The organism is Mesorhizobium sp. YC-39 (assembly GCF_025753795.1).
Taxonomy (GTDB): domain Bacteria; phylum Pseudomonadota; class Alphaproteobacteria; order Rhizobiales; family Rhizobiaceae; genus Mesorhizobium.
The window spans coordinates 727,403-741,712 of record NZ_JAOWPS010000004.1 but is presented as its reverse complement, the minus strand read 5'-3'; the positions used below and the strand labels follow the sequence as shown (position 1 = coordinate 741,712).

Below are 14,310 nucleotides of genomic sequence, written 5' to 3'. Positions count from 1 at the left end.
CCATCCCGTGAAATTCCGACTCCAGAGCGAATTCTATTCGCCTGCGAAGCGAAATCCCTTTATCTCAGGTCCACAAATTTAGACACTCTTGTCCAATTCGTCAATCACCTCTATATAGTTTTCCATGAAGCTCGGCGTTTCTCCTGACATCATCCCGTCACGCGGCCATGAGGCGAAGCGTGTCTCCATCATGGATGCTGCCAGCGAGGTGTTCTGCCGCGAGAGCTTCGCCGGAGCCAATATCGACATGATCGCCGCCGAAGCCGGCGTCTCCCGCCAGACGATCTACAACCATCATGGCGACAAAGAAAAACTCTTCGTCGCCATCGTCCGCGATCTCACCGAGCGCTGCAATGCCGGCATCTTCGCCACCATTTCCACCTTTCCCGACCAGCCTAGGGATCTCGAAGCCGATTTGATCGCTTTCGCGGTGCGCATGAACCGCAACTGCATCTGCAACCGCGACGGAAAATTCCTGCGCAAGCTGATCCAGACCGAGGGCGAGCGCTATCCCGAACTCTTCGCCGAATGGCGCGAACAGGGACCGGGCAGGACATGGCCGGCGATCGCCGCCCGTTTTGCCCGCCTCGCCCATGCCGGTTTCCTCGACATCGACGATCCCGACGTGGCGGCGCGCCAGTTCCTGGCGCTTGCCAATGCCGAACTGCAGACCACCTTCATGCTCGGCGGCACGCCCGATGAGGACGAGGTGCTGCAATCGGCGACGAATGGCGTGCGCACCTTCCTGCGCGCCTTCGGCAAGCGCCAGCCTGCAGCCAATGCGAGCAAACTGGGCGCGCTTACCAACGCCTGATGCATGTCGCCCAAAGCCTGCCCACGGGCTCGACCCGAGGGTCCTCGGTGGTTTTGGAACAACGGCATGCATGAAACAAAGCGATCAAATCTCAGGCATTGTTGCCTCGCATCTGCGCCCTCGGCCTCTATATCCGGTTTACGCCGCCCTCAAGCTTGATTACAGCTATGCGGACGATTCAACGGAACCTGACTGGCATATGGCCGACGACCACATCCGCTACGACATTCTGGCCCAGGAGGCGTTGCGCGGCGTCATGCGCAAAGTCCTGGCCGAGGTCGCGCGCACCGGCCTCCCCGGCAACCATCATTTCTTCATCACATTCCTGACCGGCGCGCCGGGCGTGCGCGTGTCTTCGCGGCTGCGCGAGCGCTATCCCGAACAGATGACCATCGTCATCCAGTTCCAGTATTGGGATCTGAAGGTCACCGACACCGGCTTCGAGGTCGGGCTGTCCTTCTCCGACGTGCCGGAAAAGCTGGAAATCCCGTTCTCGGCCGTGCGCGGCTTTTACGACCCATCCGTCAATTTCGAGCTGGAATTCGACGTGAAGACGGAAACCTCGGCCGAGGACGAACCGGCCACCCAGCCTTCCGAGACGCTGGCCATCGTCGCCGAGAAGAAGCCGGAAACCAAGAAGAAGGCCACCGAGGCCGAAAAGAAACCTGCCGCGGCCGACGCGGCGGCCAAGGGCGCCGACGTGGTGTCCCTCGACGCCTTCCGCAAGAAGTAGCCCGACGGGCCGCGCGAGATGGCCGACATTGTCAATCTCCGCCATGCCCGCAAGCAGAAGGCGCGCGCGGAAAAGGAACGCCTGGCCGAGCAGAACCGGGCGCTGCACGGCCGCTCCAAGACCGACCGCGAGCGTGACCGGCTGACCGCCGACAAGAGCGAAAAGTTCGTTGCAGGCCATCGCCGCGAAAAGCCCGGCGAACCGGACGACCGGAGCATCGGACCGAAAAGTGCGCAGCGGTTTTCGGATGAATCCGATGCCTGAAGTGAAGTGAAATGAGCCCGGTCGAAAAACGCTCGGTGACCATTCGCGGCCATCGCACCAGCTATTCCCTCGAAAAGCCCTTTTACGACGATCTCGTCGCTATTGCGGCTGAACGAAAACTGACGCTTGCAGCGCTGGTTGCCGAGATCGATGAAAGCCGGCCGCGCGACGCCAACCTGTCGTCGGCGCTCAGACTCTACGTCCTGGACTGGGCCAAGCGGGGCGCGAAGGGTTCTTCGTAGATCTGGCTATCCGCCATCCAACGATTTCAGCAAATTGTCGATCGACGACGGCTTGAGCTTTGGCGTGGCCTCAGTCGGCGGCGGATTGTCATTGGCTGGCGGTTGCGGTGTGCGCTCCAGCTTCGGCGCCTCTGCCGCGGCTTTGCGTTCGGCGTCGAGCTTGGCTTTTTCCTCGGAGGCGGTCCGCATCGCCTCCTCCGCTTTCTGGCGCTCTTCCTCTTCGGCTTGTGCCTTCTTGGCTGCCTCGGCGGCCCTTCGATCGGCCTCGGCTTCAGCTTCGGCCTTGGCCCTTGCCCGCGCTTCCTCTTCTGCCTTTGCCTTTGCCTCGGCGTCCGCTTTGGCCTTCGCTTCGGCGTCCGCTTTGGCCTTGGCTTCCGCTTCGGCCCGGGCTTGTGCCTCGGCTTCAGCCTTCGCCTTGGCATCAGCCTCGGCTTGCAACCGCGCCGCTTCCTCCTGCTTGCGTAATTCCTCGGCTGCCCTGTCGCGTTCGCTCTGCAGGGCCGCGTAATAACGCACCTCGCGCCGCAGCCGCTGTTTCTCAAGCAGTGCCGCCTGCATCGCCTCGACCCGCTGCTGCTCTTTTTCCAGTGCGCGCTGGGTCAGGAATTGCGCCAGCGGCTCGCTGTCGAATTGCCGTTTTGGAGCGCCGAAAGGCCCGTCGACACTGAAATTCAGGATCGGTTCAGAACCGACCAGTGCCTCGTCGCCCGGCCGATAGGTGATCGAGCCATTGGCGGCGACCGCGCTGGCATTCAAATCCGCAGTGATGTCGGCGGACAAACTCGCCTCCGGATTGTCGAGATTGATCGGCGGCGCCCTTAACGTGCCGCCAGCAATGGTGAAGGCGATGTCCGTATTTCCAGCCGGAAAACTGCCGTCCGCGGCAATCTGCGGCGCGAAGCCGGCGGTCTTGGCCGCATCGATGTCGCGCCCGATCGCATCAGCCTTGGCGATGAAAGCGCCAAAGGCATTGGGATTGACGCCGGCAATGGCCAGGCCCTTCAGCGATGCAGTGCCAGAACCGGACAGCGCCGCGATCATCGCGTCGACCGATTTGCCGCTGGTCGAAAGCGCCGTCGAGAAATCGCCGTTTCCGCTGATGCCGGCCTCTGGTATCACGGTGGCCAGATCGGTGCCGGCAAGCTTCAGCTGGCCGGAAAAAAGCCCGGTACCCTCATTGTTCTTCAGCTCGAACAGTCCGGCAAGCGTTCCCCCAAAGAGTTTTGCCTTGAGGTCCGACACCCGGATGCCTTCCTGGTCGAGCTTCAAAGACAGCGTCGCGTCATAGGCCGTAGCAAGCGGACCGGCAGCCAGCGCAGCCGTGGTCAGGTCGAGGTCCGCGATGAACGGCAGGCTGGATTTCTGGCTGAAAGGCGCGGTCGGCCAGGTTCCGTTTGTGTCGAGAAAGGCCTGGTCGCCGAACAGCATCACCGCCATAGGATCGAGATCCAGTTCGTCGAGCGCCAGAGCACCGGCAAGATGCGGCAATCCATCCTTGATGTCGACATTGACGTCGCCGGAAACCGCCGCCTCGTTGATGGCGCCGCTGAGACCGCTCAGCACCAGGAGGCCGTTGCCATAGTCAGCATCGGCCGCAAGCGAGGTCGACATGCCTGCCCCCATGCCTGGCATGCCGATGCCGGTCGTCATCAGCCATGGTTCGATGTCGGTGGCCTCGAGACTGACCTTGCCCTTGGCAGTCGGGCCTTGCGGCGTCTCGGCCACCGTTCCGTCGAACCCGGCCTTGAAGTCGTTGCCGGTGAGGCTGAAGCTCGTCGCCATGCCGCCGCCAAACGTGCCCCTGGCCGAGACATCGGTTGTCGCCTCGCCGAGCATGCCGAGCGGCAGCGCCGGCAGGCCATAAAGCGCCAGAAGTGCTGTCGCGTCGGAATTCCTGGCATTGAAGGTCAGCGTTGCCGGCGACTCGAGCAGCCGGTCGGCCGCGCCCTTGCCGGACAGCGATGCCGAGAAGGCCGAGCCGCCGGCCTTGCCCTGCGCGCTGACCGCCAGCCCCGTCGTGCCGTCGCCATTGTCGGCGGCACTCGACACCAGATCGACGCGCGCATCCTGGAACAGCTCGGGATAGGCCGCCACACGGGTCTTCAGCCCTGCGAGCATAGCATTGTCCGGATAATGCTGCGCCGCCACGTCGATCAACGGCTTGAGGTCGACGGCAACTATCGATGCGTCAAGCTTGCCGGTCGGGCTCTGCGGAAAATCCTTCACCCGGCCGGTGGCGCTGATCGAGGCGCCGGCAAGTCCACCGACTGAAAGCCGGTCGATTTCGAGCAATCCGTCACGCAACCTCAATGCGGTATCGACCGTATCGGCCGTCAGCCCGCCGGCGCTGACCGGTCCTGCCTTGATCTGGAAATCGAGATCGCGGTCGGAAAACCGGTTGGCGCCCTTGTCGCTGATGAAGATCGAGGCAAAGGCGGCAAGGCCGTCGACATCGAGTTCACCACCTTCGAGCCGCATCAGCACCGACGGCTTGGCGTCGTCGGGCTGGCTGGAATCGATACGGCCGGAAAACTTCGCCTTGCCGAGGACGAGTTCGAGGTCGCTGAAAGCCTGGCGCTTCTCGGTCAGGTCGACATTCGCCTTGAAACCGGCAGCCGGCAGCCGGCGGATTGCCTCATCGACATCCTTCGACAGCCAGGCGGCAAAGCCGGAAGGCTGCGCCACGGCCAGAAGCAGCGAACCGGTGAAGCCGAAACGATCCTCGACGCTGAGCAGTCCGTTTGCTTCCAGCCTGGCGCGGCCTGGGAGCGTCGCGGCCAGTGACTTCACCGACCAGCCGCCATCGGTCGGCTCGGCGGAAAGGCGCACGTCGCGAACCGTCGTGTCGCCGGCGACCACCGCCGGCAGCTTCACCTCGACGGTGCCCGGTATGGTCGGTTTCGGCAGGCCGAGAAGTGCCTGCTCCAGCCGGGCAATACGCTGATCCAGTGTAAAGCCGGCGCCGGCTTGGGCGCCCACGGCTTCATCGAACTGCACCTGAGCGCCGTCGGCCTCGATCGCAAAACTCGGTTTCAGGCCGAGATCGACCGAAGCCTTGCCGTCGGCGGTGTAGGGATTGTCGAGCGGCCCGGTCTCGAAGCGGAATTCGTCGACGCCGAGCTTCTGGTGATCGAGCGAGAACTTGCCGTTCAGCCTGAACCCCGGATCCGGCTTACCAGCGCTGACCTTTACCGTCTCGCCATCGGTTCCGCGCAACTCGGCTGAATTCTGGTCGGCGCCACTCTTGTTAGCGACATTCTTGTCGGCGCCCGAGATCTTGAATTGGCCCGAATAGACCGCAGCGCCCGCGACGATGCCGGCATTGCCGTCGGTCTCGATGACCAGCGGATAGGCATCCGGATTGGCCCTGAGCTTGAGCCGCATCTCCCCATTCGCGCCGGCCTTGCCGGTGGAGGCGGCGATCTTGGTGCGCAGACCGTCGAGCCGCATTGACCCATCCAATCGCCATGGCCCGGCCAGCGACCTGGCCGAGATCGTCGAATTGATCTCGGAAATGAGATGGCTGCGCCCTCCAGCGGCATGGCTGAGCGCGATTTGCCCCTCGGTTATCGTCAGCTTCTCGATCGAGACCTGACCGGGATCGAAGGGCGACGACGGCCGCATCGCCCAGTCGACGGTTCCATCAGCGGCAATGTCGATCGTCGCCTTCGGCCTGACCAGCCGCATGTCGAAGATCAGCACCTCGCCGCTCAGGAATGGCGCCAGCTCCGCATCCATCGAAAAGGTCTCGACGGTCATTGCCGGCTGACCGCCGGCGCCGCCGGCGACGGTGACGTTCGAAAAGGTCACCGAGGGAAACGGCAGCAGCCTCGCCGTTGCATCGCCCTGAACGGTTACCTTGCGGCCCAGGATGGCGCTCGCCTCGCGCTCGAAATCGGCACGGTAGCTCGTCCAGTCGATAAAATGCGGCACCACCAGCGCCGCGCACAGCACCAGCACGAAAAGGCCACCGAAGATCACGAACAGGCGTGCGAGCATCAATCCCCAAGCGTCGATTGAAATCAGCCGCACTCTACCCGCATCAGCGTGTCGATAAAGAGGCAATTCGGTTGTGTCGTCGGGATCAGGCAACGCCATCCGCTGTTGCCTGCTCCCCGGCGGTCGAGATATCCTGTTTTAGCAGGCCCGCCTCTGTTCCCCCTGTTCTTCGGTTTGCGATCATCTGAAATAAAAGCGGAGACCTTCGCATGTCGGGGAAGAATTGGGACCGGGTGCCGATCGATGCGCAGAGCGTCGACGCCCCGCTGTCGCTTTCGGCGGTGTTTCTTGTTGTCACCGTCGCCAATGAACCGACCGCTCTCGCCAGGGTCGCCTCGGTGCTCGGCGGACTCGACGATCTCGTCAAGACGGTCGGCTTCCGCGACCTTTCCGGCCGGCTGTCGTGCATTGCCGGGATCGGCCGCGACATCTGGGATCGTCTCTCTCCGCACCGGCGGCCGCTGGAGTTGAGACCGTTCGCGGCGATCAAGGGGGCGGTTCATTCGGCCCCGTCAACACCGGGCGACCTTCTCTTCCACATCCGGTCCGAACGCCCCGACATGTGCTTTGAGTTCGAGCGGATTCTGCTCGACAGCCTCGGCGGCCAGGTAACTGTTGTCGACGAAGTCTCGGGCTTCCGCTATTTCGATGCGCGTGACCTGCTCGGCTTCGTCGATGGCACGGCCAACCCGACCGGCCTCGATCTGCCTGCCTCCGCGCTTATCGGCGACGAGGACGCCGACTTCGCCGGCGGCAGCTATGTCGTCGTTCAGAAGTATTTGCACGATCTTGCCGCGTGGGCGCGAATTCCAACACCTCTCCAGGAAGAGATCATCGGCCGCACCAAGATCGACAATATCGAGATCGATGATGACGACGCGCCGCGCAAGTCGCACAAGTCGCTTGCCACCATCGAGGATGCCGATGGCAACGAATATGACATCTTGCGCGACAACATGCCTTTCGGCCGGCCGGGGCAAAACGAGTTCGGAACCTACTTTATCGGCTATTCCCGCTATCTCTGGGTGATCGAGAAGATGCTGCAGCGAATGTATGTCGGCGACCCGCCGGGTGCCTACGACCGGCTGCTCGATGTCTCCACGCCGCATACCGGCACGACATTCTTCGTCCCAACCCGCCCCATGCTGCAGACACTTGTCCAGGGAGCGCAGGAGAAACCTTAGCGTGCGTCGCGCTTAGCCTGCGCGACTTTGGCCGCCTTGCGCTGCCGGCCAAGTTCCATCGGCCGAACCAGTTTCGGCGCCCTCTGGTTCACTACTGCCCGCATGCCTTTGTGCGCGGTGCGTGTGTTGAACTCGGGGCCGTCCGCGCCGGCGCCTTGCTTCATGGCGAGCGCCTTGCGCGCATTCTCGACCAGCGAGATCCGCGCCGCCAGCTGGCGGCGGCGTTCGGCCTCGCCATTCAGCCGCCGCATGGCCATCGCCAAAACCTCGAGCTTCAGCTGCGAGCCGCCATCGGCCTTTGAGGCGACGGCACCTTTTGGCGCGCCTTTGCCGCGTATCTCGCGGCGGCGGCGATGCGCCTCGCCCTGCGCCTTGTCGCGCCGCTCCCGCAACAGCTTGACCAGGCCGGTAAGCTCGGCGTCGGCAAGACCCTGCACCGCCGGATGGTGCGATTTCTCGACCAGCCCGTGTTCGTCGGCGCTCAATGCCCGAGCCTCTTCCTTGCGTGACATCGCCATGACACCGCTCCTCCGTTGGTGAAGACCGCTTCGTCCCTGGGCCGAAGTCTGCGACCAAACGGCGGTGCGATCAAGACACAGGGAAGTCTCGGCGATCAACCGCGTCCCAAAAGCCGTGTGAAAAATCCAGTTGGTTTGACATGATGCGCTGGAACAGAATGGCCAACGCTCTCCATCAGTGCGCTCAACACCGCTCCCTCGCGAACACTAGTCGAGAAACTCTTAGCGATGAATTCCAGCGTCGAATCTTGAAAGGTCAGGATGAAATGGCGATAGCCTGAAAACAGCTCAGGGGTATGGGATGGGTGAACCCGGTTTGCCCTTTCCAGAGAAGCGATCCAGGACGAGTTGAAAACTTCGAACGCGGAATATGGCTTCAACCCGAGCCCATAAAGCCGATGCCCGTTGATGGCTTCGTCATTCGGCGGGCCGAATTGCAGTGCCAGATAAGGATCCGCCGTCAGGATTGCGATGGAGGTGTTGTCCGTTGCCGGCGAAACCGAACGCGGATTCGTGCCATCGAATGACGGCTCCGGCCTGTTGGCGAGGTAGGCGATGAGCAGCTTGCCTTCATCCGCAAAGACGTGAGGCAACGGTGCACCGGCGGATGACGGTGGCACCCTCGATTGCAGAAGTGTCTCAAGGGCGGCCATACCCCTTACTTCCCCGCGCCCGGCAGGATCTTGCCCGGATTCATGATGTTGAGCGGATCAAGCGCCTGCTTGATCGTGCGCATGATGTCGACGCCATGGCCGAGTTCGTGGCGCAGGAAGCCGACCTTGCCCTGCCCGATGCCGTGCTCGCCGGTGCACGTCCCGTCCATGCCGATCGCCCGCATGTTGAGCCGCGCCACGAATTCTTCCGTCAGCGCGATTTCCTTCGGATCATCCGCGTCCATCAGCACCAGCACATGGAAATTGCCGTCGCCGGCATGACCGACAATCGTCGCGATCAGCCCCATCTCGGCAATGTCGGCTTCGGTTTGGATGACGCATTCGGCAAAGCGCGAGATGGGCACGCACACGTCGGTCGACAGGCCCTTGGCGCCGGGCCTGAGCGTCAGCGACGACCAATAGGCGTCGTGCCTGGCCTTCCACAGTTTCGTCCGCTCCTCGGCGACGCTGGTCCACAGGAACGGGCCGCCGCCATAGTCCTCGGCGATCGCGCCGAAGGTCTCGGCCTGTTCGGCAACGCTGGCGTCACTACCATGGAATTCGAGGAACAGGCATGGGCTTTCCGGATAGTCGAGCTTTGAATAGTTCTTCATGGCCCGCATTTGCAACGCATTGACCAGTTCGATGCGGGCCACTGGAATGCCCATCTGGATCGTCGCGATCACCGCGTTGCAGGCCGCCTCGACGCTGGGAAATGGGCAGACGCCGCCGGATATCGCCTGCGGAATGCCCTGCAGCTTCAGGGTCAGCGAGGTGATGATGCCGAGCGTGCCTTCCGAGCCGATCAAGAGCCGCGTCAAATCATAGCCGGCCGCGCTCTTTTTCGCGCGTTTTCCCGTCGTCACCACCTGTCCGTTCGCCATCACCGCCGTCAGCGACAACACATTCTCGCGCATCGTGCCGTAGCGCACCGCATTGGTGCCCGACGCCCGCGTCGCCGCCATGCCGCCCAGCGAGGCATTGGCGCCCGGATCGATCGGGAAGAACAGTCCGGTATCGCGCAGATGCCGGTTGAGATCCTCGCGCGTCACGCCGGGCTCGACGGTGCAGTCGAGATCCTGCGGATTGACCGCCAGAATGCGGTTCATCCGCGAGGTATCGACCGAGATGCCGCCGCCCGGCGCATTGGTATGGCCCTCGAGCGAAGAGCCGACGCCGAAGGCGATCACCGGCACGCGGTGCGCCGCGCAGGCCCATACGATCTCCTGTACCTCCGCCGTGGTCTCGGGAAACGCCACACCGTCCGGCGCCTGCGTCGGGATATAGGTGGTGGTATGCGCGTGCTGAGCGCGAATCGCCTGGCCGGTCTGGAACCGCTCGCCCAGCCGCTGCTTGAGGATGCCGAGCACGGCAGCGATGCCCTCCTCGTTGCGTTCAACCGGGTTGAGGTCGCTCAGAGCCATGAATTCCTCCGCGAATGGACCAGCGTCCACGCTTGTCATGCATTTAAGGATGATGCCTAGTCTTCCCAACCACACCCTGTCCAGCACCAGAACAAGGAAGTTTCGATGCCGATCCCCGCCCCTTTCGTTTCCCAGCCCATGGACATCGAGAAGGACTGGATCGACTACAACGGCCATCTCAACATGGCCTATTACAACGTGCTGTTCGACCGTTGCTCGGACGACGCCTTCGAGATGATGGGGATGGGGCCGAACTACGCCAAGGACCGCCGCCTCACCATCTACACGGCGGAAGTGCATGTCTGTTACGTCCAGGAATTGCACCTCGACCACAAGGTCACCGTCTCCTTCCAGCTTCTCGATCATGACGAAAAGCGGCTCAGGGCCTACCAGGAAATCCGCCATGTCGACGGCTGGCTCGCCGCCACTTCCGAATCACTGTCGCTGCATGTCGACATGTCCGGGCCGAAAGTGGCGCCCTTCCCGGCCGATGTGCTGGCCAGGATCGAGGCCATGCGCGCCGCCCATGCCGCGCTGCCAATGCCGGAGCGCGCCGGCCGTTCGATCGGCATCAAGGCGCGCCGTGCCTGAAGAGGCTCTTTACGGAAACCGACTTAAGTTCTTGTTTTCATTCATACTGTTACCCCAAAGCCACTACGCCCGGTAAGCAATTGGCACTAGCCCGCAAGATGACTTGACCCGCGGCCGGCCGCCGTTAACCTTACCTAGGTTTTAACGTGAACAAGCCGAATTGAGTCGTTGAACGACTCAGCGCGGCGGTTGAAAACCGTCCCTATCGAGTTGCGATACGGGCGGCTGGGCGGAAGCGGTTCGGGGAACGAGCATGAAAACCGACATCAAGGTCGAGGCGGACAGGCTGGCGGCCGACCCGCGCATCAGCGACTATGATTTCTGGCGCTCGCTGAAGAATCTCAACAATGAGATCTTCCACATTGCCAACAACAACGAGCCGATCCCCTTCGCCATGATCCGCTGGCGCGCCATCCTGAAACAGGCGCGCTCGAAACGCGGCCACGCCTGACTGTAAGTCACTCCGAGGCCAGCGCTGTCCCTTTCCTGAGTATCAAGCCGGACGTTTGAGCGCCCCCAGCGGTGAGCGCGCCATCACCGGCGACGACTGGATGATCGCGGTATTGGTCATCGCATGCGGGATGATCCGGTCGATCACCCGTTCGAGCTCGGCTACCGAGCCGACATGCGCCAGCGCGATGAAACAGTCCTCGCCGGTCACCCGGTCGCATTGCGCGATTTCCGGCAGGTCGCGGATGATCTCGGCAACGACAGCCAATTGACCCGGCACCGGCCTGATCCGCAGCCATGCCGACAGCTTCATGCCGAGCGCTGACGGATTGATCCTGACCGTATAGGCTTCGATCGCGCCGCTCTCCTGCAGACGCCTGATGCGCTCGGCCACGCTCGGCGCCGACAGGCCGACCGCACGAGCGAGTTCAGCCGTACTGGCGCGCGCATCCTTTTCCAGCAGGCGCAGGATTTTCAGATCCGCGGCATCCAGCTCGGTATTTTCGTTTCGAAGGCGTTTCAGCGAGAACTCCTTAGGCTCGGAAAGACATTGATCGTTCTGCCCGGTCATCATCCATATAAACCGGAAAAACTCCTTGCGATAATGATCTTATGAAAGACCGAGTGCAAGCACCCGCCGCAAGCCCCGCTCTCGCCGGCCCGGCCCTTGCGAACCTGGCGAGCGCGCTGCCACCGCATGTCTGGTTTGGCGTCAGCGCCGTGTTCCACTATCTCGGGCCGGCCTTCGCAGTGCTGCTCTTCCCGCATGTCGGCGTGCTCGGCATGGCGTGGCTGCGCATCGCCAGCGCCGCCCTTGTCTTTGCGCCAATGACCCTGCCGTGGACGGTCTTTGCCCACGCCGACCGCTCGACGAGATTGCTGCTTCTGGCCTTCGGCGCCTGCCTCGGCATCATGAACTGCTCCTTCTATCTGGCGCTCGACCGCTTGCCGATCTCGCTGGTCGCGGCGATCGAATTCGTCGGCACTATCGGCGTCGCGCTCGTCGGCCTCAGAAGCCCGCGCAATCTCGCGGCCCTTGCCGTCGCTGTCACCGGCACCTTGCTTTTGATTGATGTGAAATGGTCGAGCGATCCGGTCGGCCTGTTCTGGGCCATTCTCAACGGCGCGCTGTTCGTCGGCTACATCGTGCTCGGCCATCGCGTTGCCCGCGCCGGCGCCGGCGATGGCATCGCCGGCCTGGGCGCCGCCATGGCGGTCGCCTTCCTCATCGTGCTGCCGGTCGGCTTCACCGATGCGCTGCCGGCCTTCTCGGCGCCGCCGCTGCTCATCGCCGCCATCGGCGTCGGCATCTGCTCGTCGGTCATCCCCTATATCTGCGACCAGCTTGCCATGTCGCGTCTGCCGCGATCGAGCTTCGCGTTGATGCTGTCGCTGCTGCCGGTCACTGCGACGCTTATCGGCGTCGTTGTCCTGCACCAGATACCGAGCCTCACTGACTGCCTCGGTATCGCGCTGGTGGTCGCCGGCGTCGCCTTTCACAAACCGGCGCCGGAGCAATCCACTATTTAAGGTGTGTTGAGATTCGGGTCAGGCCGAGTCGAAAACGGTGACTTCCGAGAACCGGAGCGGAGCGTACTTAAGTACGTGAGCACCGGAAGCGCAGGAAGCCATCGTTTGCAGACCGGCCTCACCTGAATACCAACACACCTTAAGCCAGCTTTTCCCTGAGGAAGCTAACCGTCCGGCCCCAGGCAAGATCGGCCGCCTGCTTGTCGTAGCGGGCTGCCGACGTGTCGTTGTTGAAGGCATGGTTGGCGCCCTCATAGACATAGACAGTGTATTCGACATGGGCCGCGCCGAGTTCCTTCTTGAAGGCGTCGATGCCGGCATTGATGCGCGTGTCGAGCCCGGCATAGTGCAGAAGCAGCGCCGCCTTGATCTTGGGCACATCCTCGGCCTTCGGCTGCATGCCGTAGTAGGCGACGCCGGCGGCGAGGTCAGGCGCATTGACCGCCAGCATGTTGACGGTACCGCCGCCCCAGCAAAAGCCAACCGCACCGACTTTGCCATTGCCGTCCTGGTATCCCTTGAGGAAGGCGACCGCGGCGACTCCATTGGCTACGATCTGCGCCGGGTCGAGCTTGGAAAACATGTCACGCGCCTTGTCTTCATCGACCGGCGTGCCGCCGAGCGGCGACAGGAAGTCCGGCGCCAGCGCCACGAACCCTTCCAGCGCGATGCGACGCGCCACGTCGCGTATATGCGGGTTGAGCCCCCTGTTCTCATGCACGACGATGACGGTGCCGAGCTTGCCGGACTGGCCGGCCGGCTTGACCAGATACCCTTTCATCTCGCCGCCGCTGCCCGGGAAAGTGATGTCCTCGCCCGTCACCCGCGGATCGTCCTCGGCTACGATCGCTGCCTGGGCCGCATTCGCCGCCAGCAGCGGCGCGATCGTGGCCGCTGCCGCGCCCGATCCGGCAAGCCTGGTCAATTGCTCCATGAAGCGGCGGCGGTCGAGCGTCAGATGCGTGTATTCGTCATAGGCGTCGATCATGGCCTGGGTGATGATCGGTTTGGCAGCCCTGGCTCTTTCGGGACTGGCGGCGGACTTCGTCATGGCGTGCTCCTCGCTTCGGGATGATCTCGCTGCGCAAGATAGGGTCGGAACGTGCATGGTCCAGTCACGGACGAGTGGCACGGCGAAAGCCATAAGGCGAAGGATCGGCTCCAATCACATTTTGGTCATTTCCGACAATCTTGGTGGTCCTGCCACAATATGAGGGGAAACTGCTGGCGGTGGCTCACCTGCCCCGCCCGGCTGGCTCTGACAAGGGCCGGCTCCGACAAGAAGGAACAATGCCCATGACCTCCCCCACTCCGATCCTGGCAGGCGCATTCGTGCTTGCTGCCGCCGCCCTGCTGGCGCTGCGTTCCGCCGCTTTCGCCAGCCGATCGATGGTCAAGGTCCGCAGCAACCGGCGCCGGCCTGCAAACACGAAAACCCGGGGCTGAGGCAGGTTATGGACGCCCAGGACATCGTCAATACCGTCTCGCAAAAAGCTGGCCTCGACCAGGCAGTGACGGAAAAGGTCGTCGGCACAATTTTCTCGGTGCTCGAGCATGAAGCGGAAGGCACAAGCGTCTCCAGCTTCTTCGCCAAGATTCCGGGAGCCGATGGCCTGGCCCAGAAATACGACGTCATGGCCACCGCTCCGGCCGGCGGCGGCGGCCTCCTGTCGTCGCTGCAGGGCGCGCTCGGCGGCGTTCTCGGCGAAAAGACCGGCGCGCTGGTCAACGGTGTCGCCGCGCTCAACGCGTCGGGCCTCGACATGGCGCAAATCCGCCAGGCCGGCATGACGCTGATCCAGCAGGCCGAAGCAGCGGCTGGCCCGGACCTGACCAACGAGGTGCTTGGCTCCGTGCCCAGCCTTAGAGGCCATCTCGGGCTCGGCTAGCTCAACGGACCCGCCTCGC

16 protein-coding genes are annotated in these 14,310 nt (G+C 63.0%); 10 read left to right on the top strand and 6 right to left on the bottom strand.

All coding sequences use genetic code 11. The annotated features are described in order from the left end of the window. Positions 1 to 124: 124 nt before the first annotated feature. The 4 genes from OHD62_RS25005 to OHD62_RS24990 all read left to right on the top strand — a co-directional run bounded on the left by OHD62_RS25005 (position 125) and on the right by OHD62_RS24990 (position 2,053). Positions 125 to 814: a TetR/AcrR family transcriptional regulator gene (locus OHD62_RS25005; protein WP_263788227.1), complete on the top strand. Its 690-nt coding sequence runs from the start codon at positions 125 to 127 to the stop codon at positions 812 to 814. 199 nt (positions 815 to 1,013) lie between these two features. Continuing rightward, on the top strand, positions 1,014 to 1,547 hold the full coding sequence (locus OHD62_RS25000; RefSeq protein WP_263788225.1) for an SspB family protein: 534 nt from the start codon (positions 1,014 to 1,016) through the stop codon (positions 1,545 to 1,547). An 18-nt stretch (positions 1,548 to 1,565) separates the two neighbouring features. After that, on the top strand, positions 1,566 to 1,811 hold the full coding sequence (locus tag OHD62_RS24995; protein ID WP_263788222.1) for a DUF4169 family protein: 246 nt from the start codon (positions 1,566 to 1,568) through the stop codon (positions 1,809 to 1,811). 11 nt (positions 1,812 to 1,822) lie between these two features. Then, positions 1,823 to 2,053, top strand: a complete 231-nt coding sequence (locus OHD62_RS24990; protein ID WP_263788220.1) for a ribbon-helix-helix domain-containing protein — start codon at positions 1,823 to 1,825, stop codon at positions 2,051 to 2,053. Positions 2,054 to 2,059: 6 nt separating this feature from the next. On the opposite strand, the gene OHD62_RS24985 is transcribed toward OHD62_RS24990, so the two are convergent. Further along, positions 2,060 to 6,052: an AsmA family protein gene (locus OHD62_RS24985; RefSeq protein ID WP_263788218.1), complete on the bottom strand. Its 3,993-nt coding sequence runs from the start codon at positions 6,050 to 6,052 to the stop codon at positions 2,060 to 2,062. A gap of 209 nt (positions 6,053 to 6,261) precedes the next feature. On the opposite strand from OHD62_RS24985, the gene OHD62_RS24980 reads away from it, so the two are divergent. Beyond that, entirely contained in the window at positions 6,262 to 7,236 is a 975-nt protein-coding gene (locus OHD62_RS24980; protein WP_263788216.1) for a Dyp-type peroxidase, read from the top strand. Here the strand turns inward: OHD62_RS24980 and OHD62_RS24975 are convergent. The 3 genes from OHD62_RS24975 to OHD62_RS24965 form a co-directional block, all read right to left on the bottom strand. Beyond that, positions 7,233 to 7,754, bottom strand: coding sequence for a hypothetical protein (locus tag OHD62_RS24975; RefSeq protein ID WP_263788215.1), 522 nt, complete (start codon positions 7,752 to 7,754; stop codon positions 7,233 to 7,235). The genes OHD62_RS24980 and OHD62_RS24975 overlap by 4 nt on opposite strands. 95 nt (positions 7,755 to 7,849) lie before the next feature. Continuing rightward, positions 7,850 to 8,407, bottom strand: coding sequence for a hypothetical protein (locus tag OHD62_RS24970; RefSeq protein ID WP_263788213.1), 558 nt, complete (start codon positions 8,405 to 8,407; stop codon positions 7,850 to 7,852). 5 nt (positions 8,408 to 8,412) lie between these two features. Then, positions 8,413 to 9,831, bottom strand: coding sequence for an FAD-binding oxidoreductase (locus OHD62_RS24965; protein WP_263788212.1), 1,419 nt, complete (start codon positions 9,829 to 9,831; stop codon positions 8,413 to 8,415). A 105-nt stretch (positions 9,832 to 9,936) separates the two neighbouring features. On the opposite strand from OHD62_RS24965, the gene OHD62_RS24960 reads away from it, so the two are divergent. Continuing rightward, entirely contained in the window at positions 9,937 to 10,422 is a 486-nt protein-coding gene (locus OHD62_RS24960) for a thioesterase family protein (RefSeq protein ID WP_263788209.1), read from the top strand. Positions 10,423 to 10,675: 253 nt separating this feature from the next. Continuing rightward, positions 10,676 to 10,873 (top strand): hypothetical protein, encoded by a 198-nt coding sequence (locus OHD62_RS24955; protein WP_008876617.1) that lies wholly within the window; start codon positions 10,676 to 10,678, stop codon positions 10,871 to 10,873. Between the two features lie 42 nt (positions 10,874 to 10,915). Here the strand turns inward: OHD62_RS24955 and OHD62_RS24950 are convergent, their stop codons facing one another. Next, positions 10,916 to 11,443, bottom strand: coding sequence for an Lrp/AsnC family transcriptional regulator (locus tag OHD62_RS24950; protein WP_263788556.1), 528 nt, complete (start codon positions 11,441 to 11,443; stop codon positions 10,916 to 10,918). A 41-nt stretch (positions 11,444 to 11,484) separates the two neighbouring features. Here OHD62_RS24950 and OHD62_RS24945 point away from each other — a divergent pair, with 41 nt between their 5' ends. Next, positions 11,485 to 12,402 (top strand): EamA family transporter, encoded by a 918-nt coding sequence (locus OHD62_RS24945; protein WP_263788199.1) that lies wholly within the window; start codon positions 11,485 to 11,487, stop codon positions 12,400 to 12,402. A 139-nt stretch (positions 12,403 to 12,541) separates the two neighbouring features. Here OHD62_RS24945 and OHD62_RS24940 read toward each other — a convergent pair whose 3' ends face one another. Further along, positions 12,542 to 13,453 carry a dienelactone hydrolase family protein gene (locus tag OHD62_RS24940; RefSeq protein ID WP_263788197.1) on the bottom strand — a complete coding sequence of 304 codons (912 nt, stop codon included), beginning with the start codon at positions 13,451 to 13,453 and terminating at the stop codon, positions 12,542 to 12,544. 245 nt (positions 13,454 to 13,698) lie between these two features. On the opposite strand from OHD62_RS24940, the gene OHD62_RS24935 reads away from it, so the two are divergent. Continuing rightward, the gene (locus OHD62_RS24935; protein WP_263788195.1) at positions 13,699 to 13,848 is read left to right on the top strand and encodes a hypothetical protein; all 150 of its coding nucleotides are present in this window, start codon (positions 13,699 to 13,701) and stop codon (positions 13,846 to 13,848) included. Positions 13,849 to 13,856: 8 nt separating this feature from the next. Next, positions 13,857 to 14,291: a hypothetical protein gene (locus OHD62_RS24930; RefSeq protein ID WP_263788194.1), complete on the top strand. Its 435-nt coding sequence runs from the start codon at positions 13,857 to 13,859 to the stop codon at positions 14,289 to 14,291. Positions 14,292 to 14,310: the final 19 nt, after the last annotated feature.